Origin of the sequence: Carboxylicivirga marina, assembly GCF_016612505.1 — a bacterium.
Taxonomy (GTDB): domain Bacteria; phylum Bacteroidota; class Bacteroidia; order Bacteroidales; family Marinilabiliaceae; genus Carboxylicivirga; species Carboxylicivirga marina.
The window spans coordinates 218,282-242,927 of record NZ_JAENRR010000001.1 but is presented as its reverse complement, the minus strand read 5'-3'; the positions used below and the strand labels follow the sequence as shown (position 1 = coordinate 242,927).

Sequence of the window (24,646 nt, the reverse complement as noted above, 5' to 3'; positions counted from 1 at the left end):
TTCAAAATGCCTGTAGCATTATAGATAAATTAATTAAAAAGTTAGGAATGGACATATTAAAAAAACTAAAACTCTTATTCTCTCCTGTTCTGATGGGGATTCTTTTAGTGGTTATTGGCTTTTTTCTGGCCTTAGCCACTTTTATAGAAAACGACTTTGGGACTGAATATGCTAAAATAGTGATATACAACTCCTGGTGGATGGAAGTTTTGATTATCCTTGTCGCTATCAATATTACAGGAAGAATCTTTGAAAAAAAACTATACCGACCGAAGAAGTTCAGCATATTCCTTTTTCACCTGGCTATGGTGGTGATGATTATAGGTGCAGGATTAACCCGTTATTTTGGAGAAGAAGGAATGATGCATATTCGTGAAGGACAATCCTCTTCTGTCATTGTTACACGTAACCGTATGATGACGCTGGTTGCGGAAGATAATAATACAAGTCCTTTAACGCGTCAGTTTGTGCAGGATTTTAAAACTGACCGTTCGTTTAAGGAAGAGATTACGACAGGCAGTACTAACTATGATATTCGCTTTGTTGATTATTACAGCAGGGCTAAAGCTTCCATCACTGACGATGAAAATGGGCAGCCTGTCGTGGGGATTATGGTTTCGCGTGGTGGCACTAAAGCCAAAGAGTTTTTTAACTTGGGAGACACCAAAAGAATTGGCCAATTAACAGTAACATTTGGTGATGATAAGGTGAATGCTGATATAAAAATGGTAATGGATAAGGATAGTTTAAAGCTGGTTCCAAATAATAAGATCTCAGCTTTGAATAACGCTCCTTTGTCACAAGATGAGAAAGGATTGACAAATGTAGTCGTCAATCAAATGTATCACTGTGCAGGTTATCAGTTTGCAGTTACTGATTTTAAATCAAAGGCAATTCTCGCATGGCATGATGATCCCTTGTTAAGCAAAGAAGAGAGTGAAATGCCGTTTTTACGTTTTGAGATAAGTGATGGCAAAGAAAAAAAGGAACTTATTGTAAATGCAACAGCTTTTGGAAGCAATGTAGGTTTTGTCAGACTTGGCGAGCAATTGTTTTCAGCTTCGTACAATTATCAGACGATTCAACTTCCATTTAGTATCCATCTCAAAGATTTTAAAATTGATCGTTACCCTGGCTCTAACAGTCCGTCTTCTTTCTCAAGTTATGTAATGCTTAATGAGGAAGGTTATGAGCCGGTTCCATTTCATATCTATATGAACAATATCTTAAAGCATCATGGCTACCGGTTTTATCAGTCTTCTTATGATAAAGATGAGAGAGGAACCATCTTATCGGTGAATGATGATAGTTTAGGTACTACGGTAACCTATATCGGTTATTTTATTTTGTTTTTCGGTATGATATGGTCTATGTTTAATAAGAATTCCTATTTGCGTAAGGCATATCCGGGTAAAAGAAAAGCCGTGGCTTCTGTTGTAGCTTTAATGCTCCTGTTTAGTTCGGGAGGTGTCTTTGCACAAAGCAGTGCAAAAGAAATTGATGCTTCACATGCTGAAAAGTTTGGGCAGTTGTTGGTTCAAAATCCTCAGGGAAGAACCGAACCCATGTCAACCATGTCATCAGCTTTGTTAAGAAAAATACATCGCAGTGAGACGTTTGAGGGGCAGTCAGCGACTCAGGTCTTTTTAGATATGAACATCAATTACGATCATTGGAAAGATGTTAACTTTATCAAAGTATCTAACAAAGCCTTACAAAAAGAGCTGGGATTAACTGGAGCATACGGAGCCTATAGTGACTTTATACAGGGTAATGCTTATAAATTGCAGAAGGTTGTTGAACAGGTATATTCTAAAGCTCCCAACCAAAGAGGTAAGTACGACAAGGAAGTAATGAAGGTGGATGAGCGCATCAATATTTGCTATTCCATTTTCACAGGTCAGTTTTTTAACGTTTTACCAGCACCGGGGAGTCGAAGTGGTAAATGGTATCATACAGGTAATTTTCCAAAGGATATTGTGAGCATTGGAGAAGCTGAAGGTGGTTTGGCTTTGGTGTCTTCTTACTTTACAAGTGTCAACTCGGCTAAAGAAACTGGCAATTACTCCGAAGCTGATCGACTTTTAGCAGAGCTTAGGGAATATCAAATGAGTAATGCGGGTTATGAATTGCCTTCACCCACCAAAATAAAGGTGGAGACGATGTACAACAACTGGAATGTTTTCAAACGTTTATTCCCATTTTATGCAACGGTGGGTTTTGTGTATTTAATCATTTTAATCATAGGAATATTACGAGCTAAAAAGACACCTCTTTGGCTGGAAAGAGTTTTTGTTTACGGTATACTTCCGGCTTTTATAGTTCACACACTGGCCATTGCAGCCCGATGGTATATCTCAGGTCATGCACCGATGAGTAACGGATATGAATCCATGATTTTTATTTCATGGGTAACAATTCTGGCCGGATATATTTTCAATAAGCATACACAGTTTGCATTACCGTCTACGGCCATTTTAGCAGCTATGACTTTGATGGTTTCAGACCTTAGTTTTATGGATCCGGAGATCACGAACTTAGTGCCGGTATTAAAGTCTTACTGGTTAACCTTGCATGTGTCTGTGATTATCAGTAGCTATGCATTCTTAGGCTTGGGTTTCGTATTGGCTATCGTTAACCTGATCTTGTTTGTATCTATATCACCGTCCAACAAGGATAACATTAAAAAAACGATTGGGGTACTGACCTTTTTAAATCAGAAGTCAATCATCGTTGGTGTTCATTTATTAACCATCGGTACTTTTCTAGGGGCTATTTGGGCCAATGAGTCCTGGGGACGCTACTGGGGATGGGATGCAAAAGAAACATGGTCCTTAATCACCATCATCGTTTATACTTTTGTAAGTCATGTTCGGCTGATTAAAGGCTTAAGCAGTACTTTCTTGTACAATATTCTGGCTCTTTATGCTTTTGCTTCTGTATTAATGACTTATTTTGGTGTTAATTACTACTTGTCAGGATTACATTCATATGCAAGTGGTGACCCTGTTCCAATACCTAATTTTGTATATGTTTCTGTCGCTGTTCTGATTTTATTGACCGTAATGGCTGGAATGAATTACAGAAATAATAAATTTAAATCAAGTATTGAACAAGAGGTTGAATAAAAGTAAAATGTTATGAGAATATCAATAATAATATTTCTATTGTGCTTTGCAGGAAATATTAATGCACAACATCATCATACAAGTAAAGCTGAGAGTGTTTATAAGGGAAACGTACATAAGGGCATTGTCAAAGAAGTATTGAATACCAGTGCATACACTTATATACAGATGCTGGAAGGCGATTCGTTAAATTGGCTGGCTGTTCGTAAAAGAGAGGTGAAGCTGGGAGCCACCTACTATTATCCGGATGGCATGGAAATGCGCGATTTTAAAAGTGGGGAGTTGGACCGGGTATTTAAGAAAGTAATTTTCTTAGCAGCTATTCATGATTTTCCGCCTAATAGCGCCACCTATCATGAGGCAGCCAGTGCTAACAAGCCCGCAGATACAAAGATAGAGCCTGTAAATATTGAACACGATGCCAATAGCATACCAATAGCTAAGCTATTGGCTGATGTAGCCAGATATGAAGGGCAACAAGTAGTAGTGAAAGGACAGGTGGTTAAGTACAACCAGTCAATATTAAATTGTAACTGGGTGCATATACAGGATGGTACCGAATTCAACGGAAGTAAAAAACTGATTGTTACCACATCGCACGAAGTAAAGGTTGGGGATGTTGTTATCTTTGAGGCAACAGTTGTAGTGGACAAAGATTTTGGTTACGGATATAGATACGATATTATTCTTGAGGAAGGAAAAAGGATTGACGAATAATTATTAAAAAATAAACAGTATGATAAGCAAGTTAATGAAAGTTTTAGGTGTTGTTTTGTTAGTAATAGTTGCGACTGCATGTAACTCAAATATTAAACAAAAAAAGGCAGGTCAGGAGCCAGGTGAAGCTGTTGAAACCGGAATGAATAATGTGGTGGCACAGGAAGTTATTCAAGGAGGTCAATATACCTATGTAAGAGCAACAGAAGGCGAAGAAGAAAAATGGTTTGCAATTTCAAAAGCTGATATTAAAGTGGGTGAGACCTATCATTATGCTGATGAAATGCGAATGGATAACTTTACGAGCAAGGAACTAGACCGTACCTTCGAAACCATCTACTTTTTAAATGCATTGCATGGCAAAACAACACACGCCCATACGCATAGCGGAGCTAAAAAGGTTGTTTCCAATGAAGCCATTTCTATTGACGTCACAGAAGGTCAGCTTATGCTTAACGACTTGTTTGAAAACAAAGAAAAGTATCGTGGGCAAAAGGTTCTTGTGAAAGGAAAAGTGGTGAAGGTCAATAACCACATTATGAACAAGAACTGGATTCATATTCAGGATGGAACGAAAATGAAAGACGGCGCTAATTATGATATAACGATAACAACTTCAGAACTGATTGAATTAAATTCAGTCGTGATGCTAGAGGGAGTGGTTGCCATAGATAAAGATTTTGGAGCTGGCTACAAGTATGAATTAATAATTGAAGAGGCTAAGATTCAAAACTAATTCAAATATAAGCATGTGAATGGGGATTAAGTCCCTATTCAAATGTTTCGACAGCCGAATTTGGTTGTGTTAATTCAGACTGGGTATAAATGAATGATTACATTGATAAAGGTGTAGTTAAGTGGCAACATTAATGACCAGCGCTCCGTAAAAAAATATCATCAAAAACAAATACAGCGTGAATCAGTTCCTAAAATCTATATGCCTTATTTTTGCAGTTCTGACTGCTATCAGTGCCGCAGGGCAAAATTCTCCTTTACATATTAATCATCAGGCAAGCATCAGTATCGGTTTGCAGAGCCCATTGCGCATTGCTATAGGTACTGATGGTTATTTGTATGTAACAGAGCCTGATAATAAAAAGGTAATGGTATATACCCCGCAAGGACTGTTGCACAATACTTACCAGTTATCCATAAAAGCAATTGCAGTAGCTGTAAATTCTCAAAATCAGGTGTATATTGGAGATGGCCAGACTGGTATTATTTATCGCCTTGGGGAAAATGGCAGTTTAACTCAGTTTTTCGAAGGTGTTCAGCAACCCACAGATATGGTTTTTGATGAGGCTGATAATCTGTATGTAGTTGATAAAGAATACAGACGCATTGTTGTGCTTGATTCAGAAGGGAGTCATATCAACGACTTTGGGAACGGAACATTTACTTATCCTGTAGGTATTGCATACGATAAAAAGAACAAGCGACTTTTAGTTTCTGAACATGGTGGTATTGGTTCCGGTTTTAAACTGCCTGTTAAAGTTTGGTTCTGTGAGCTTGATGGAACCATAAATGGTAGCTTTGGTAAGTCAGGAAATAGCGATGGAGAGTTTACCAGAATACAAGGTTTAGCTGTGAGTGATAAGGGCCTAATCTACGTGGTAGATCCTTACCAATCGGTCGTTAGTATATTTGATGAGTCCGGTTCTTTCGTCAGTAGATTTGGTAGCTATGGTGAAAATAATGGGAGTTTAAATGTGCCCATTGATATTGTATTGAATAAGTACAACAGGGCATACATTACATCATTAAATACCGGTAATGTTGAAGTGTTTTATGCCAATGAAACACTGCCAACTGCTGAGTTTATCACACAAGAAGGTGTGATTTGTGGAGGAGCATCTGAAAAGATTGAGATTGACTTTACAGGTACATCACCCTGGACGTTTACTTATACCATTGATGGAGAGAACCCTGTAACACTGGAGAATATTACCGAAGATCCGGAGTCGAATACTTTCTTTCTGGAAGTGACCACTCCCGGATTATATGAAGTGACAGAATTGATAGATGCCAACTTTTATGGTACCAAATTTATTGGAAGTGCAAATATAGCTGAGAACGTATTACCAACAGCTCTTATTACTTCTTCAGATGTTGTGATTTGTCCGGGAGAATCAACCGCAATGGATATTGCTTTTACCGGCACAGGACCTTGGACATATACCTATGCCATTGATGGGATTGAGCATTTTACTGAAACAACAGAACAGCCAAGCCGGCAACTGTCAGTTAATGAGTTTGGTGCATATACCATTACTCAGTTAAGTGATGCCGGCCAATGTGTAGGTACTATAAGTGGTGCTCCGTTCACAGTATCTGATAATGGATTGCCATCAGCACTTATTCAATCAGAAGATGTAATTTTATGTAACGGTGCATCCTTTACTATTGAAGTGAATCTTTCAGGTGTTGGTCCCTGGGACTTTGAATATACCGATGGGTTGCAGACCTATCAGGTCACTACAAGTGATAATCCTCACTTGTTATCTGTTAACACAAGCGGTTCTTATGAGATATTATCCATCTCTGATGTTGTGCAATCAGGTACTTGTACCGAAGGTATAGTGAATATTATTGTTGAACCGCTTGTCAGTTCGAACATTGTACCAGAAACGATAAACATTTGCGAAGGAGAAGAAGGAGTTGTTGAAATTGACCTGACGGGAACAGCTCCCTGGAGCCTGACATATACAATTGATGGACTAAATCCTGTTACCATCACTGATATTTACAGTAATCCATATCAGTTGAAAGTAGCTCAGGCGGGTGTTGTTGAGCTTACCGAGTTATGTTCAGTTTATTGTGCCGCTCAAACGCTTAATGGAAGTAAAACTATTGTTGTACATGCCTTACCGGATGCCACATTTACTTTAGGTAGAAAACAAGTGTTTATTTGTCCGGGAGAAACAACTGATTTAGAAGTGTCATTATTAGGGCAAGGGCCATGGAGCTTTATCTATCATATTGATGATAGGGATACGATTACCAGTTCAATAGCTACAACTTCCTTGTATGATCTTAATACTTCTAAGGCAGGTATCTATGAAATCATCAAGGTTACTGATGTTCACTGTACAAATGATGGTAAATTCGCCAGCTACCCTGAAATTGTTCATTCTTCTCCATCTGCAAATATTATTTCATCAGATGCCACAATTTGTGAAGGTAATAGCACTCAAATACAGCTTGAATTAAAAGGTATAGCTCCTTGGCAATTCACCTATACGCGTGATGGAGCTAACGCTATTTCTATTGATACCGATAACCCAAATTATATAATTGAAGCTACAGAACCCGGATTATATGAAATTGCAGATGTAAGTGATCCAAGTGGGGCAGGAATATGTATAAATGGAGCTGCTCAAATTGATGTAGTTGATAAACCGATTGCTGCTTTTGATCATTCAGCTAATATATTGGAGCTTTCATTCTTTAATAATTCTTCTAATGCCACCTCTTATGAATGGGATTTTGGAGATGGGAATACCTCAAATGAAGTAGATCCGGTTCACACGTATTCCAATTCAGGTACGTATAACGTACAGTTAACAGCAAGTAGTGCCGATTGTGGTTCAATCACCTATTCCGAACAGGTCCAGGTGCTTGTAACATCCATAGAGGATCAGATAATAAAGTATGGTTTTGCTATCTATCCGAATCCTTCCGATGGTGAGTTTACTATTCGGGTATCTGAAGGTGACAAGTCTGTTTATACACTGGAAGTGATTAATATGTTTGGTGAATTAATTATTACTAAACAGATAGAAGGAAATGGTATTAATAAGCTGGATATGAAAGCTTATTCATCCGGTGTATATAATATAAGGCTAAGCGATGGAACAACGAGTTATACATCGAAAGTTGTAATTTCAAAGTAAGAAGTTAATATTGGAAATATTGATGATATGTTAAATATAATCATTAAAAAAAGCTTACTAATTGTTTTAATAGGAATCCTGCCTGTTATAAATTTTAAGGCTAATGCAGCAAAAGTTTCATATCCTACTTCAGTTACGGGTTTTACCGGGAGTGCTACTTATTGTCAGAATGATGCTACTGGTAGTTTGACAGTTAGTTTTAGTAATTGTTCAGTTGGTAATGGTCAGCCTCAGAATACAAATATTACTGTTAGATGGTTCTCTAACAGCGTAAATTCTAATTCAGGAGGAACTGAGGTGTTATCTGTCAGTTCAAATACAGGAACAACAAGTTTTAATTATACACCTTCATCAAGTGATATTGGTACCTTGTACTATTATGTAGAAATAACCTGGGCTGCAACTGCAAGTGGGTGTGGAAGTGCCGGTTTGCTGGTGACGGGTACCCAAGCAGTAACAATTGAGCCACCGGCTCCTGTGCAGCCCGGCGGCATTAGTGGAACTACACCTGTGGTAGAGAATACATCTGGCATTACATATAGTATTAGTCCGGTAGCGGATGCAACTGGATACACTTGGACGGTTCCAAATGCTAACTGGTTAATTGACGCTGGTCAGAATTCAACATCCATTTCTGTAACTTCCGGAAATGCAGGTGATAATGGTGACATCACGGTAACTGCTGTTAACAGTTGTGGATCAAGTATTGCACAAACATTTGCTGTTACTGTTGAAGCTGCACCAACAAACCCAACGATTACTCTCGGAGTTAATCCATCCGTTTGCCAGGGAATTACCAATGCCGATTTAACGTATTCAGCAACTACCGGTATACCTGATCAGTACAGTATTAACTTTGATGCTACAGCAGAAGCAGAAAGCTTTTCGGATGTAACAAACAGTGCTTTAGCGGCAAGCCCGATTACAATAACAGTGCCTGCAACTGCGACACCTGGAACCTATAATGCTGATCTGACTGTTCGGAATTCCGGTAGTGGATTGGTGAGCGATCCTTATGCAATAACCATTACAGTTGATCCTCCGGCTCCTGCCACTCCCGGAGCAATTAGCGGTTCTACATCAGTATCACCCACCAGTTCCGGTATAGTTTATAGTATTAGCTCGGTTACTTATGCCACATCTTATTCTTGGACTGTGCCCGTTGGCTGGACAATCGATTCAGGTCAGGGAGGAACTTCAATTTCTGTGAGCTCAGGTACGGTGGGGCAGGATGGAGATATTACGGTGACTGCAACTAATTCATGTGGAACAAGCTCTTCTTCAATAGTGGCTGTAACAGTGGTGGCAGCACCGCCGACCATAAGCATTGATGATGCTAATCCGATTGTTTGTCAGGGAGAAACAACTGCCAATATACCCTATAGTGCAACAAGCAATAGCCCTGATTTATACAGCATAGGTTATAAAGGCTCTGCCCCATCGAATGGTTTTTTAGATGTGACTGATGAAGCACTTACAGGCAGTCCGATTGTTTTGGTAGTGCCAGCCGGCGCCGCTGCCGGTACATATAATGCGGATTTGACAGTGAAAAATTTCAGCACCGGACTTTCAAGTGGTATTTATGCTATAACTATTACAATTAATGCCACTCCTTCAGCACCTGCCATATCAGCAGACGGGGCAACTGCTTTTTGTTCTCCGGGAACTGTTACACTAACCTCAAGTGCCTCATCCGGTACTTACTTGTGGAGTACAGGAGCCACAACTCCTTCTATTGTTGTCTCAACAAGCGGAAGTTATACGGTTACGATTACTGAAAATGCTTGTACCAGCCCGTCTTCTGCAGCTACTGTTGTGACTGTTAGTGATGTTCCTACTGCACCGGGGCTAATCAGTGGTCCGACAAACACCACACCCAACTCATCAGGAAATGTTTATAGCATCTCATCTGTGACAGGTGCAGATGATTATACCTGGAGTGTACCTGTGGGGTGGACGATCAATTCAGGACAAGGAACTACATCTGTTTCTTTTACCTCAGGCAGCGAAGGACAAAACGGAAATATTACGGTTACGGCAAATAACACTTGTGGGTCGAGTACGGCATCTGTTTTAGCCGTTACTTCGTCTGTGGCATCTTCTCCGCCAACAATAACTTTAAGCGCTAATCCTTCTGTTTGTCAGGGAACAACCTCAGTGGGTCTTACTTATTCTGCAACAACGGAGTCACCGGATTTATATAGCATCAATTTCTCTGATTTTGCAGAAGGACAGGGGTTTGTGGATGTTGTAGATGCCTCGCTTACGGCTAGTCCGATTAGTATAACAGTGCCTGGAGGGGCTGGAGTTGCTTCATATGGTACAATACTAAGTGTCAAAAATTCATCGACAGGGTTGTCAAGTGGAAATTATGTGTTTCAGCTTGATGTAATTACTACACCTGCAATTCCATCTGTGATTTATGGCACAACAAATGCATGGCCTGGAACAACAGGTTTAAGGTATAATGTACCAGCAGTTGAATCAGCAACGAGCTATAATTGGACTGTGCCTGCAGGTTGGTCCATAGAATCAGGAGATGGAACATCAGTAATTTATGTGACTTCCGGATCTGACGGACAAAATGGTGATATTACAGTAACGGCATCCAATGCTTGTGGAACAAGTGTAGCTGCTGTTAAGTCAGTAGTCAGTGCCACGCCAACCGATCATAGTACTACCAATTGTACTTCCTGTCACTTTACTCACAATGCATTGGGAGAAGGACTTTCGGCATCAACTGAAAATTTCCTGCAATGTCAGAGTTGTCATATCAGTACTGGTATTGCCTCCAATAAGGCTTTTGATTCCAGTGATAAAGCAGTTCCGGGAACTGGAGGTAATTCTCATGCCTGGGATGTGAATGCTGTTAATACAACTTATGAAACGAATATTCCAACGCCAGCCGATGGTGAGTTGGCAATTCGGGTGGTTGATGGAAAAATTATGTGTTCAACTTGTCATGATCAACATAATTCTGCAGCGGCTTCTCCTTATTTGAGAGTTGATAATACAAATGATGTCATGTGTAAAAATTGTCATTCAGCAAGGAATGTAGGGCGTTATGCAGACGATAATGGCAATAAAGGGAGTCATCCGGTTGGTATAGTAATGGATACAAGTAGTGACCAAATTGTGGATAATCCTACATTGGCCGCAAATGGAGAGCAGATAAACTGTTCATCATGTCATGGTGTTCATGATGTGGCCGGCGGCACATTAACAACTGATGGGAACTTACTCAAGGCCGCAAATGATGGCACACTTTGTCTTGATTGCCATGAGGGAGCTATGACACACAAAAGCCTTTCGTGTTTAGTTTGCCACAAAGTCCATAACACCAACAAGGACAATATTTATATGGTAAATGATGTAGTGAATGGCAGTACGGTTGTGTTTCCATCACTTACCTCATTCGCTGATGGTGATGGTACTTATGATGGTATTTGCGAGGTGTGTCATGTTGATGACGGTACTCCTCTTAAATATCACCGTGCTGATGGAAGCGGAAGCAGTCATAATGATGGTGCTAATTGTACGTCTTGTCACCCTCATGATGGCGGTTTTGCACCTTCAGCGGGAGCTTGTCACTCGTGCCACGATGCTTCAACACCCTATGAATATCCTCTTGCATCAGAAGGTTATACCGAGGGAGCTCATTCATTGCACGTCGGCACTTACGAATATAAGTGTAGTACCTGCCATTTCGGACACGGTCAGGGTGGTGGGGCGGAAGCCAGTCACCCTTCAAGTAGTAAGGATGTTGTTTTTGACCCTTCCGGTTTAGCAGCTGCCGGTGGCGCTTCTCCAAGCTGGAATGGTACAAGCTGTTCGAATGTGTATTGCCACAGTGATGGAGCCGGTACTTACGCCACTGTTCCTGCCTGGGATGGTGGAGTCATTGCTTGTGGCGATTGTCATGCTGCAGATGCTTCAATGCATGGTGGTACAGGCGCTCATAATAAACATACAGATGGTACCCTGTATAGCTATAATTGCACTACTTGTCATCAGGCAGGTCATGTTAATGGTACCCGGGGAGATGTAGGGTTTGATCTTAGTGGTTTAGCTACACGAAATGGAGCCGATGCTAATACGCCAAGTTATGCAGGTAACGGAGGTACATGTAGCAATGTTTATTGCCACAGTACAGGTACGACTGCAAATAGAGGTTTTTCAGGAGTTGCCGAGTGGAATCCAAGTGCAGCTTTTTCTCCTATAACATATGCAACAACTCCCAATTGGGTAGGAGGATCTCTAACTACTTGTAGTGCCTGTCACGATGGCCCAACTGAGATGCCGGCTGCCCCAAATTATACTATCCAGGAAGGAACCTCAACAGGACAAGTAACCGATGTGAATACTACCAGTCAGTATCCAAGCACAGGAGCTCATGGTTCAAATACAGGTGCTCATAATTCTCCAGATCAACTTATTAGTCTGGATGAGGCTTCCTATGGAGATGGTATAACACATTCTTGGTTAGCAGTTCAATGTTTCTGGTGCCATAATAATGATGCTGGAGCTTCCAGCGGTGAAGCTAAAAAGCAAGGAACATATAGTACATCAAGACATGTTGATGGTAGTGTTTGGTTTTATCCTTCATGGTATGGATATTATGGTCATGGAGAGTATGTTGGTTCAGGTAAAGCACCGGCTTATAATACATTTGACACTGAAGCTGAGTGTGATGCTTTAGGAGCAAATTATGTATGGCACTCTGACCCTGATATTGCTAGCGGAAGGAATATTGGTACAATGATTCCGGGATTGGGCTATCAATGGTCCGGACCAACTAATGCACACTGTGGAAATGGTAAGAACTGTTGGTAATTAATAATATTATAATAATACGATGGGGCTAATACCCCATCGTTTCTAACAATTACAAAATTTATGAAGCAATTAATAAAAACAGTCTCTTCAACAAAGTTCTCTGTGTTATTATTGCTTCTGTTTGTGATTGTTATAGCTGCAGCTACCGTTGTTGAAGAGCTTTATGACACACCAACAGCACAACTGTTAATATACAATGCCTGGTGGTTCGAGATGTTTATGCTGCTGTTTGGAATATTATATCTTGTTAATGTATTTCAGAATAAACTTTTTAAGCTACAAAAATTACCGGTACTTATCTTTCATATTTCATTTATCTTATTGATTATAGGAGGTGGCATTACACGGTATAAGGGTTACGAAGCTAATATGCACATCAATGAAGCTGAATCGACCAATACTATTTATACGGCCGAACCTTATTTTCAAATTAACTTCCCTGGTGATGAGATGGCATATACAAGTGATCAACCTATATATTTCTCACAGGTAGGTCAAAATGATTTCCACCTGAAGTTCAATACGCCGCAGGGAACTGTTGAAATCACCTATAAAAGGTACGTTTTTGAGGCCTACGATTTGTTTAGAGATAAGGGGGATGCCGAAATAGTAATGGATTATTACAGAAGAAATTCAAGGACGGATAGTCCGGATGCTTTGTATGTAGAGCTTACACATAATGATAAGCAGCAGGAGGTAATACTTTTCTATGATCGTACAAGGTACATACAACCTTTTAAGGCATATAATATAGGTGATCTTACCATAGAAATGACTTATGGACCAAAGCCAATGGAATTACCATTTAGTTTATTGTTAAAAGATTTTGTTCTAAGTAAATATCCCGGTACAGAAATACCGTCAGCCGCAGAAAGCAGGGTGTTATTAATAGATGAACGGCATGATCACAGGCAGGAACATATACTGGCTAAAAATAAAGTGCTGGATTACGATGGTTATCGTTTTTTTCAAACCTCATACGATGATGACGAAAAAGGAACGATCCTTTCATTAAACTATGATTATTGGGGAACCCGAATCACCTACATGGGGTATTTATTAATGACGATAGGAGCCATTCTGATCTTATTATCAAAAAACTCTCATTTCTCTCAGTTAAGCAAAAAAATACAAGCTGTAAGGCGGCAAAGAAAATCCCTGATAACGGTATTGACCTTACTCTTCACGATATCAAACTTTTCTTTGGCTCAAAATAATATTCAAAAGCCAATTAGTAATGAACATGCAGAACGGTTTGGGCATTTGTTGGTGCAGACGTATGAAGGCAGGTTTACCTCAGTTTATTCATTGGCAAGCGATGTAGCTCATAAACTAACAGGGAAGGATCATTTTAATTTTGAGGGGAAAGGAGAAATGGATGCCATGCATCTTTTTCTTGATCTGCACCTGGATCCTAATTACTGGAGAAATCAGAAGTTGTTTGTGGTGAAAGAGAAGTCCATTCGCAATATGATTGGTCTTTCGGGTAAGCAGGCTTCATTTATTGATTTTTTTGATAAGTCCTTTCATTATAAATTAGAACAGGTAGCTCAATCAGCCTTTAAAACAGATCCATCTGAACAAAGTACGCTTGATCGTGAAATTATTAAGATAACGGAGAAAGTTAATATTTTCCAAATGCTTATTAATGGCGATTTTTTAAAATTATTTCCTGTAGAGAAAGATGTTAATAATAAGTGGGTCCATTGGCGGGATTCTTTGGCACTTAAACCACTTACAGGCAAACTTGCCATTTTAAATGAAGACTTAAGACTTCAGGAGTTGAATTATAGCAATATGATGCGGGCTTATTTTGTTTCCACACTATATGCCAGAGAGTCTGATGATTATTCAGTTCCTGATCAGCTAATAGGGTATATAAAGAGTATTCAAAGGCAATTAACTCCACATGAATTATTGCCCTCAGAAAAGAAGATTGCTTTTGAAGTACTATATAATAAATTGCGAATCTTCGATCGGCTAAAGTTTGTTTATGGTGTACTAGGCATTATTTTATTGGTTTTAGCTCTGATTGATAATTTTAGGACCACTCCTGGTCGAGCAAACAGGTATTTATTAAAAGTATTTACGGCTCTTTTTATTGCTGCTTTTGCATGGCAAACAGTCGGCATGGGACTCAGGTGGTACCTGGGAGGTCATGCCCCATGGAGCAATGGTTACGAAGTGTTGTTATTGGTAGCCTGGGGAAGCATTATTTCCGGGTTGTCGGTTATTCGCTATTCGAAAATCGTATTAGCATCCACGGCTATCCTGGCTTCTGTTCTTTTGATGGTAGCAGGACTTAGTTATTATGACCCGCAATTAACCAACTTGAATCCTGTTCTTAAGTCTTATTGGCTTATTATTCACGTAGCCATTATAACAATTGGTTATGGTTTCCTGGCTTTAGGATTTATAATTGGCCTAATTAATATATGCTTATATCTATTACGACCTAAAGGTAAGAGTGAGTTATTTTCTTTGGTAATTAAAGAGCTTACTTTAATCAATGAAAAACTATTGACTATTGGTATGTTCTTAACTGCCATTGGTACTTTTATTGGTTGTGTCTGGGCCAATGAGTCGTGGGGGAATTATTGGAGCTGGAATGCCAAGCAAAGCTGGTCGCTTATAATTGTCCTGGTATATGCTACGATATTGCATTTTCGCTATATCCCTGCTTTAAGGTCACGCTTTGCTTTTAATGTTGCAACAATCATTTCTTTTGGCACTGTAATAATGACCTTTGTGGGGGTGAATTATTACTTCACAAAAGGTTTGCATTCTTATGCGAATGATGATCCGCCAATCTTTCCTGTTTGGTTGTGGGGTACTTTAGGTGCTATGTTAATGCTAATCCTGACTGCATATTTAAAAGAGAGAAAAAATAATTAATATTTTCAACTAATTATATTTAAAATAAAATCTATGAAATTACCCAAGTCGTATTACAACATGCTATCTTTTGCAGGAACATTAATTGCAGCTGTCAGCTTGTTTATAATTTTATTTTTAATGGCTATTACTGCCATTTATCAGGATAGCAGTACCTACCTGGGGCTGTTTACCTTTATTATCTTACCAGCAGTGATGATTATAGGTCTCCTGATGATTCCGCTTGGCATGCGAAGAGCAAATAAAAGAGCCAAGGAGAAACATGAAGAATTACAAGGTAAATGGATGGTGTTTGACTTCAATAAAAAAGAACACCGTAACGCAGCAGCTATTTTTATTACCGGAACTGTAATTCTTATTTTACTTTCATCAATTGGAAGTTACGAGGCCTATCATTTTACCGAGTCTGAGAAATTCTGTGGTACCATGTGCCACGATGTAATGGGGCCTGAATATACAACCTATCAAAACTCAGGTCATGCTAAGGTGGCATGTGTAGAGTGCCACATTGGTTCAGGTATTGACTGGTATGTAAAATCAAAAATGTCAGGTATGCGTCAGGTTTATTCTGTCTTATTTGATAAATACTCAAGGCCAATTGCTACACCAATTCACAACTTAAGGCCATCAAAAGAGACCTGTGAAGAGTGCCACTGGCCAGAAAAATTTTACTCTCATCAGCTGAAATATCAAAAGCATTTCTTGTCTGATGAAAAAAATACAGAGTGGAATATTCAGATGAGTATGAAGGTAGGAAGTGACCATGCCTCAAAAAATCTGGAAGAAGGAACACATTGGCACATGAATCCGAATGTGAAAATTGAGTATGTTGCTTCTCCGGATCGACAGACCATTCCATGGGTAAAGTACACTAATCTGGAAACAGGTGATACCATCGTTTATGAGAATATGATGGATCAACTTACACCTGATAGTTTAAGTCATTTAGATCGCAGAACAATGGACTGTATGGATTGTCATAACAGACCTGCGCACAAATATCTATCACCTTATCATATTATGGATCATTTGATGGCTGCAGGCGATGTTTCTGCTGAATTGCCTGAAATAAAAATGATGGGAATGTCGGCTCTCGTTGAAGAATACTCAACCTCAGACTCAGCCGTGATGGCGATTGAGCAATCGCTAAGAGAATATTATACCGGATCATATGCTGAGGTGCTTGATACCATGCCGGGAGCTTTGGATAAGGCTATTGCTGCTATTACAAGGGAATATCAGAATAATATCTTTCCGGAGATGAAGGTACGCTGGGATGCTTATCCTGAGAATATTGGACACAAGGAATTTAATGGTTGTTTTAGGTGCCACGGAGGAACACATGAAAGTGCAGAAGGTCATATTATTAGTAATGACTGTAATACTTGCCACACTATTATGGCGCAAGGAACTAGAGATTCAATGCAAGTTGCATTAGCCAATAAAGGTCTTGAATTCTGGCATCCTGTTGATATTGATGGCGCATGGAAAGAAATGCTTTGCTCCGATTGTCATAATGGGATGTATTAAGTCATGTTCTTTTAGCGGTTAATACCGTAACTACAAAGAGGTGAAAAACAATAAAGGCTGATAATCTGGAAACAAAGATTATCAGCCTTTATGGCTTCGGTATGGGCTTACATTTATAGCTAAGCTTACAATGTTTAGTAGTAATATCTGAATTTCAGTTATACGTACCTACACCTTATTCAATATTTTCTAAGGTGTTGATCAAAATAAAAATGACATTGTCAATGTAACTGCTTATTAGTTGCTACTTGCCAAATGTGAAATAATAACATATTAAAGATACATTTAAGCCAATTTTAACTCATATTAAATTCATTGTCAATCGAATTTAATATGACTTTAGTATGAGTTAACTTTGAGTTTAATATGAGTTTAGTGCATGGTTGGAAGAGAGTTGACGCAGAGTAGCTATGGAGAAAAACCTGAGTTATATATAAAGTAGTTGAATGATTTTTGGATGAGACCATTAATAAAGGCATTCGAAGGATGTTAACTATTTAAAATATATGCCAAAACTCTGCAAATAGATACTAAATTTGGTTATGGCTGACAAAATAGTATGCTGTATGCTAATTTTTTATGTCTTGCTAAAATCAACTTTTTCCTGCCTAACCGCGATAATGTTGTGTCTAATTATGTATTTCTGGTATTTTAAACTCTTGTAGTTGGAAGAGCTGGGAATATGGATTTTATCAGATGATAGGTATTGGTTGAGAGTGTCAGCAGAGGTATTGGGAGCAGATTCGGTTGTTGTAATCAATATCTCTGTGCTTGCTCTGGTGGCATTTGATTGCAAAGAATTTCAATTAGTGTTGAGTTATATAAAAACAAAATAGGGTAAGCTTTTTAAAACTTACCCTATTTTTATATTCTATTAGCTGTACTAAATAAAACTAGCGATTTTGTCGCTCTTGTATTTTCCAGCTTTTAATTTTTCCTGAACTTCACGGAATGCTTTAATAGTATAATCTACATCCTCTAATGTGTGTACCGCCGTTGGAATAATGCGTAGCATAATCTGATCTTTAGGTATCACAGGATAAATTACGATTGAACAGAAAATGTTATAGTTCTCACGCAAATCCATTGTTAATTCAGTTGCTTCACCTACATTACCTTCTAAGAATACTGGCGTAACTGGTGATTCAGTTTTACCTAGGTTGAAACCAGCTTCTTTTAAGCCTTTCTGAAGTGCGTTTACAACCTTCCAAAGATTCGCTTTGTGCTCAGGTTGGTCGCGTAACATTTCAAGACGTTTAAGTGCTCCAAATACCATTGGCATTGGTAATGACTTGGCAAAAATCTGAGAGCGTAAGTTGTAGCGCAAGTAGTTAACCACTTCTTCGTTACTTGCTACAAATCCGCCAATACCAGCCATTGACTTAGCAAATGTGTTGAATACAACATCAATTTTGTCAGCTACATCAAAGTGTTCAGCAACTCCGGCACCAGTTTTACCCATTGTGCCAAATCCGTGAGCATCGTCAACCAATATGCGAAAATCATATTTTTCTTTTAAAGCAACAATGTCTTTTAAGTTACCAAGGTCGCCAGCCATGCCAAATACACCTTCGGTAATCAATAAAATACCACCACCAGTTTCTTTTACTCGCTTAGTGGCAAACTGAAGCATTTTTTCGCACTTATCCATTTCGTTGTGTGCGAATACGAAGCTTTTACCACCTTTGGCTTTATGAATGAATATTCCATCCATGATACAAGCGTGCGATTCTGAATCATAAACGATAACGTCGTTTCTTGTCGCTAAGGCATCAATGATAGAAACCATGCCCTGATAACCAAAGTTAAGAAGGTAAGCATCTTCTTTTCCTACAAATTCAGCAAGTTTAGCTTCTAATTCTTCGTGCTTGCTAGTCTGTCCAGACATCATTCGGGCACCCATTGGGTATGCCATTCCATAATCAGCAGCTGCATCAGCATCAGCCTTGCGAACTTCTGGGTGATTAGCTAATCCGAGATAGTTATTTAAACTCCATGTAAGTACTTCTTTACCACGGAATTTCATTTTTGGGCTGATTTCTCCTTCTAATTTTGGGAAGGTGAAATAACCATGAGCCTCTTTTCCATATTGTCCTAATGGACCCATATGTTCTTTAATTCTATCGAAAATATCCACTATACTGAGCTTTTAATTTTTTCGCAGCAAATGTAATGTTTTTACTCATCTTTTTGAAGGAAACCTTATTAAAAAAGAATATGCTTTGCTTCATTGGGCTTTAACTATAATAGGTTCAGATGAATAGCTTAGGCGAGGGGGATCGTTACATATTATGTGTGAGTAGATTATCAAGGTAATTGTTCGTTGAAAAAAAGTGATTGATAATAGAGGCAATCTATTGTGCTTGTTGATAATATCAAATATAGGCTTGTGAGGTTTAATACTAAAGATTATCTTTGCACGGTTGTAAAAACAGTTTGGATGAACTGTTATTCATTTGTGATACATTGAATCTCATTAGTTTCAGATATATGAAGTTAAATTATTTACTGATTGTTGTGATATTAGGGCTCGTAGGAACCGGATGTAGTAAATACCAAAAGCTACTGAAGAGTCAGGATTATGAGTTGTGGTATACGGAGGCAATGCAGTATTATGAGAAAGAAGATTATACGCGTTCAGCAACCTTGCTAGGGCAGTTGGTGAATATTTACAGAGGTACTGATAAAGCCGAAGAAGTAAACTATACATATGCCAATTGTTTGTATGGATTACACGACTTCTTAACGGCAGGTCATTATTACCGTGAGTATGTGAAGAACTTCCCGGCTGGTGATTATGCTGAAGAGTGTCAGTATATGAGTGCTTACTGTTATTACAAGCGTTCGCCAAAGCCTCGATTGGATCAAACCACAACAGAAGAAGCTATTCAGGAGTTTCAGCTGTTCATTAATATGTATCCCAATAGTGCCAGGGTTGAAGAATCTACACGCTTAATGGATGAGTTACGCGATAAGCTGGTTTATAAATCATACCTTAGTGCTAAGTTATATTATAATCTTGGTGATTATTTGGGTAATAACTATCAATCAGCGGTGATCGCTGCTCAAAACAGTCTGCGCGATTTTCCCGATACTAAGTATAGAGAAGAACTTTCATTTCTTATTCTTGAATCAAAATACATTCAGGCTGTGAATAGTGTTGAGGAAAAGAAAGAAGAACGAGTAAGGGATACGATGGATGAGTATTACTCCTTCGTTAATGAATTTCCTGAAGGCAAGTACAGAAGAAAAGCTGATCGTATTTATGATGATACGGATAAGATGCTTAAGAATTATAATACAGAAGTTGCAGTAAATTAAAAATTATCATATGTCAATCGACTACAAAAAAACAAATGCACCAGTATCAACAATTACTTGGGATAAGAACGAATTATCTGAGCCTACTGGTAACATCTACGAATCACTCGTAGTTTTGGGAAAACGCGCAAATCAGATTAGCTCTGAGATGAAAGAAGAGTTGAACAAAAAGTTACAGGAGTTTGCATCGTATACTGATAATTTAGAAGAGGTTTTTGAAAATCGTGAGCAGATTGAGATTTCACGTTTTTATGAGCGTTTGCCAAAATCGGTATGTATTGCTACTCAGGAATTTGTTGAAGGTAATGTTTACCACCGCAATCCGGATAAAGAAGAGGCTGGAGAGTAATTTCAACTTGCGTTATCGCTTGAAGAAATTTCAGTTTTTGATTTTAAGATATATAAAAGGTAAAGGAGGATAGTATATTCTCTTTTATCTTTTTTTATTTTTGGTGTATGCTAGAAGGAAAAAAGTTTATTCTCGGTATTTCTGGTGGTATTGCTGCCTATAAATGTGCTCAGTTAACGCGCTTGTTAGTTAAGGAAGGTGCTGAAGTTCAGGTGATAATGACCAAGTTAGCTAAGCAGTTTATTACGCCGCTAACCATGGCTACTTTGTCAAAGCGACCAATATTGGTTGAATTCTTTAATCCAGAAAATGGGGATTGGAATAGTCATGTTGATAGCGGACTATGGGCTGATGCGATGATTGTAGCACCGGCAACAGCCAATACAATGGGTAAAATGGCTAATGGCATTGCCGATAATCTTTTAATTACAACTTATTTGTCTGCCAGATGTCCGGTGTTTGTAGCACCAACCATGGATTTGGATATGTATCAACATCCATCAACGCAAGGTAATATGGATACCTTACGTTCTTATGGAAATCATTTGATAGAACCAAATGATGGGGAGCTTGCTAGTGGTTTAATTGGTAAGGGGCGTATGGCAGAACCCGAAGAGATTGTTCTGCATTTAAAAGCATTCTTTGCAGCCAAAGAAAAGAAGGATTTACAAGGGAAGAACGTTCTTGTTACAGCTGGAGCAACGCATGAGATGATTGATCCGGTGCGTTTTATTGGAAATTATTCATCTGGAAAAATGGGCTATTCGTTAGCCGAGGAGCTAGCCAGGCGTGGAGCGAATGTGACTTTGGTTAGTGGTCCTACGCAATTAGAAGTAAAGCATCAAAATATTTCAAGGGTTGATGTTCGTAGTGCAGAAGAGATGTATGTTGCGAGTGAAGCTTGTTTTGCAAAAATGGATGCAGCCATTATGTGTGCAGCAGTAGCCGATTATACGCCTGTTAGTAAGGCTGATGAGAAGCTAAAGCGAAATAACGAGGCTTTTTCAATAGAGCTAAAAGCAACAACCGATATTGCTGCGGCACTTGGTAAAGTAAAAACAAATAGTCAGGTATTAGTGGGGTTTGCACTTGAAACGCAGAATGAAAATGACAATGCAAAAAAGAAGCTCGTTAAAAAGAATCTTGATTTCATCGTATTGAATAGTTTGAAAGATAAGGGAGCAGGCTTTAATTCGGATACCAACAAAATCACAATTATCGATAAAGATAATAAGACCAGAGAATTTGCGTTAAAATCTAAGGTACATGTTGCCATAGATATTATTGACGAATTAACACGTTATTTGGCCAATCGATAACATTAAACCATTATGAGATATCTAATCATTGTCCTTTTATTCGCACTAAGCACAGCGGTTTTTTCACAAGAATTCCAATGTGCGGTTCAGGTTGTTTCACCTCAGGTTCAAAGTACCAATAAAAAGGTGTTTGAAACCTTGCAGACGGCTATTATGGAATTCATGAATAATCAGAAATGGACAAATGATAAGTTTGCGCCTGAAGAGCGGATTGATTGTAACATCATGATTAATATTTCTGAAGTGATATCGATTGATGAATTTAAAGGTTCATTTCAGATTCAGGCTCGCCGCCCGGTTTATAATTCTAACTACTATACAGTTTTATTTAATCATCAGGATCAGGACTTTCATTTTAAGTATGTTGAGTTTGAGCCCTTGATTTATAATCCCAATAATTTTGATTCTAATTTGGTTGCTGTGTTGGCTTATTATGCCAATATTGTTTTAGGTTTAGATTACGATTCGTATAAGAATAGTGGAGGAACGCCTTATTTTCAGGAGGCAGAACGAATTGTGAATAGGGCTCAAAGTGCGCGTGAAGCAGGCTGGAAATCCTTTGAGGGGCAACGGAATCGCTATTGGCTAACCGAAAATATACTCAATGAATATCATCGCCCATTACGTCAGTGTATGTATCAGTATCATCGTAAAGGTTTAGATCGGATGAGTGATAAAGTTGAAGAGGGACGTGCAGAGATTGTTAAAGCTCTAGAGTTAACGCGCAAAGTGCATCGCCAACGACCAAGTTCATTTTTCACGCAGGTATTCTTTACGTCTAAATCTGATGAATTGGTGAGGATATTTGAAGAATCATTCTCGATGGAAAAAGGGCGTGTTGTTGAGTTGTTGATGGAAGTTGATCCGGCCAATAATAAAAAATACGAAAAGATATTATCATCCAACTAATATGCTTAAGTCATTATCAATTACTAATTACGCTTTAATTGACAAAGTCGAAGTCAGTTTCGATAGCGGGTTAACTGTTATAACCGGTGAAACAGGAGCTGGTAAATCTGTTTTACTTGGTGCCTTGTCATTGATTCTTGGGCAGAGAAGCGATGTGAATGCTTTACTCAACAAGGAGCATAAGTGCATTGTTGAAGGCGAGTTTTTTATTGGAAATTACGGATTGGTCGGTTTCTTTGAGGAGAATGATGTTGATTATGAAGAAGTGACAATTATACGACGTGAGCTATTGCCTTCTGGAAAATCACGTGCTTTTGTCAATGATACGCCTGTTAACCTTGGCTTTCTAAAAAGCATTAGTGCTCAGTTGATTGATGTGCATTCTCAGCATCAAAACCTTTTGCTTGATGATAGTGGATTTCACATGATGGTGATTGATACTCTGGCTGATAATAAAGCCTTGATAGCTGACTATGGTAAGCAGTTTAAGGCCTACAAGTCTTTGCAAAAAGAAATCGAGCTTATGATCGCCGATAATGACAAGCAGAAATCTGATTTGGATTACATGCAGTTTCAGTTTGAACAGCTTGATAAGGCTAATTTGGTTGCAAGTGAGCAGGGGGAGTTGGAACAAACGCTCGAGCAGCTTTCGCATGCTGAGGAGATTAAAGGAAACCTCGTTGAAGTTGTTAATCATTTAAGTCAGGAACCATCACCGGTTATCGATGCATTAGCCGATTCTGTTAATAAATTAGAGAAGATAAGTGGCTTTTTACCAGATGGGGACGAGTTGACTCAGCGTCTCGAATCTGCCCGAATTGATTTAAAGGATTTAGCCGATGATTTAGAATCGCGTTCCGAAGATCTAGATTATAATCCTGATACTATCCGGCAAGTTCAGGAGCGATTGGATTTGATTTATGACCTGCAACAAAAACACCGCGTCAAATCTATTGGTGAGTTAATCGAGTTAAAGAATGAGCTTCAGCAACAAATTGATAAAGTAAATTTCTTTGATGATGATTTAAAAGCGAAACAAAACGAGCTGGAGAAGATGGTTGGTGAGCTTGAAAAAGCATGTAAGTCTATCACTAAATCGCGTAAAGGGGTATTTTCGTTGGTCAAGTCGAGTATCGAAAAGCAATTGCAAATGCTTGGTATCCCTCATGCTAATTTTGTTATTGAACATACCCATACTGATGATTTTAATATGAGCGGTAAGGATGATATTGAGTTTTTATTTGCTGGTAACAAGGGAGGAACACCTGCGCCGATAAATAAGGTAGCATCGGGCGGTGAAATTTCAAGGGTAATGTTATCTATTAAATCATTATTGTCATCATCAAAAGGATTACCAACAATTATTTTTGATGAAATTGATACAGGTGTTTCGGGCGAAGTGGCCGATCAAATGGGCAGTATTATGGCGGAGATGGGAAGTTCCATGCAAGTCATAAGTATTACTCATTTACCTCAAATTACCGTTAAAGGCGATCATCATTTTAAAGTTTTTAAGACAGATGAAGCGGATAAAACTATTTCAAATATCAGGAAATTAAACCATGAAGACCGTGTTGTAGAGGTTGCAAAGATGTTAAGTGGTTCAACTTTATCAAATGCTGCTCTTGAGAATGCACGTGCTCTATTGAATAACTAATCAGGTATTTATAACTTACAAAACCTTTTAACTTTTTGCTTGTTGTAATAAGTTAGGTATAGAATATTAACATTGAAACTTGTGTTGTGCAA

13 protein-coding genes are annotated in these 24,646 nt (G+C 38.7%); 12 read left to right on the top strand and 1 reads right to left on the bottom strand.

Annotated elements, in window-relative coordinates; translation table 11 throughout:
* Nucleotides 1-47 precede the first annotated feature (47 nt).
* The 7 genes from ccsA (JIV24_RS00900) to JIV24_RS00870 all read left to right on the top strand — a co-directional run bounded on the left by ccsA (JIV24_RS00900) (nt 48) and on the right by JIV24_RS00870 (nt 16,999).
* Nucleotides 48-3,128 (top strand): cytochrome c biogenesis protein CcsA, encoded by a 3,081-nt coding sequence (gene ccsA / locus JIV24_RS00900; protein ID WP_200463103.1) that lies wholly within the window; start codon nt 48-50, stop codon nt 3,126-3,128.
* A 12-nt stretch (nt 3,129-3,140) separates the two neighbouring features.
* Complete coding sequence (locus tag JIV24_RS00895) at nt 3,141-3,845, top strand: hypothetical protein (RefSeq protein WP_200463102.1); 705 nt, start codon at nt 3,141-3,143, stop codon at nt 3,843-3,845.
* Between the two features lie 19 nt (nt 3,846-3,864).
* On the top strand, nt 3,865-4,581 hold the full coding sequence (locus JIV24_RS00890) for a hypothetical protein (RefSeq protein ID WP_200463101.1): 717 nt from the start codon (nt 3,865-3,867) through the stop codon (nt 4,579-4,581).
* A 178-nt stretch (nt 4,582-4,759) separates the two neighbouring features.
* A complete protein-coding gene (locus tag JIV24_RS22720; RefSeq protein WP_200463100.1) occupies nt 4,760-7,738 on the top strand; it encodes a PKD domain-containing protein in 2,979 nt (992 codons plus the stop codon).
* Nucleotides 7,739-7,765: 27 nt separating this feature from the next.
* Nucleotides 7,766-12,571: a CxxxxCH/CxxCH domain c-type cytochrome gene (locus JIV24_RS00880; RefSeq protein WP_200463099.1), complete on the top strand. Its 4,806-nt coding sequence runs from the start codon at nt 7,766-7,768 to the stop codon at nt 12,569-12,571.
* A 63-nt stretch (nt 12,572-12,634) separates the two neighbouring features.
* Complete coding sequence (gene ccsA, locus JIV24_RS00875) at nt 12,635-15,469, top strand: cytochrome c biogenesis protein (protein WP_200463098.1); 2,835 nt, start codon at nt 12,635-12,637, stop codon at nt 15,467-15,469.
* A 33-nt stretch (nt 15,470-15,502) separates the two neighbouring features.
* The gene (locus JIV24_RS00870) at nt 15,503-16,999 is read left to right on the top strand and encodes a cytochrome c3 family protein (RefSeq protein WP_200463097.1); all 1,497 of its coding nucleotides are present in this window, start codon (nt 15,503-15,505) and stop codon (nt 16,997-16,999) included.
* 883 nt (nt 17,000-17,882) lie between these two features.
* Here JIV24_RS00870 and JIV24_RS00865 read toward each other — a convergent pair.
* Nucleotides 17,883-19,136, bottom strand: coding sequence for an aminotransferase class I/II-fold pyridoxal phosphate-dependent enzyme (locus tag JIV24_RS00865; protein ID WP_200463096.1), 1,254 nt, complete (start codon nt 19,134-19,136; stop codon nt 17,883-17,885).
* A 353-nt stretch (nt 19,137-19,489) separates the two neighbouring features.
* Here JIV24_RS00865 and JIV24_RS00860 point away from each other — a divergent pair, with 353 nt between their 5' ends.
* The 5 genes from JIV24_RS00860 (at nt 19,490) to recN (ending at nt 24,554) form a co-directional block, all read left to right on the top strand.
* The gene (locus JIV24_RS00860; RefSeq protein WP_200463095.1) at nt 19,490-20,320 is read left to right on the top strand and encodes an outer membrane protein assembly factor BamD; all 831 of its coding nucleotides are present in this window, start codon (nt 19,490-19,492) and stop codon (nt 20,318-20,320) included.
* Between the two features lie 10 nt (nt 20,321-20,330).
* Nucleotides 20,331-20,669, top strand: a complete 339-nt coding sequence (locus JIV24_RS00855) for a DNA-directed RNA polymerase subunit omega (protein WP_234445654.1) — start codon at nt 20,331-20,333, stop codon at nt 20,667-20,669.
* Between the two features lie 107 nt (nt 20,670-20,776).
* Entirely contained in the window at nt 20,777-21,988 is a 1,212-nt protein-coding gene (gene coaBC, locus JIV24_RS00850; protein WP_200463094.1) for a bifunctional phosphopantothenoylcysteine decarboxylase/phosphopantothenate--cysteine ligase CoaBC, read from the top strand.
* Between the two features lie 12 nt (nt 21,989-22,000).
* Nucleotides 22,001-22,897, top strand: coding sequence for a type IX secretion system protein PorD (gene porD, locus JIV24_RS00845; protein WP_200463093.1), 897 nt, complete (start codon nt 22,001-22,003; stop codon nt 22,895-22,897).
* 1 nt (nt 22,898) lies between these two features.
* Nucleotides 22,899-24,554 carry a DNA repair protein RecN gene (recN, locus tag JIV24_RS00840; protein WP_200463092.1) on the top strand — a complete coding sequence of 552 codons (1,656 nt, stop codon included), beginning with the start codon at nt 22,899-22,901 and terminating at the stop codon, nt 24,552-24,554.
* Nucleotides 24,555-24,646 lie beyond the last annotated feature (92 nt).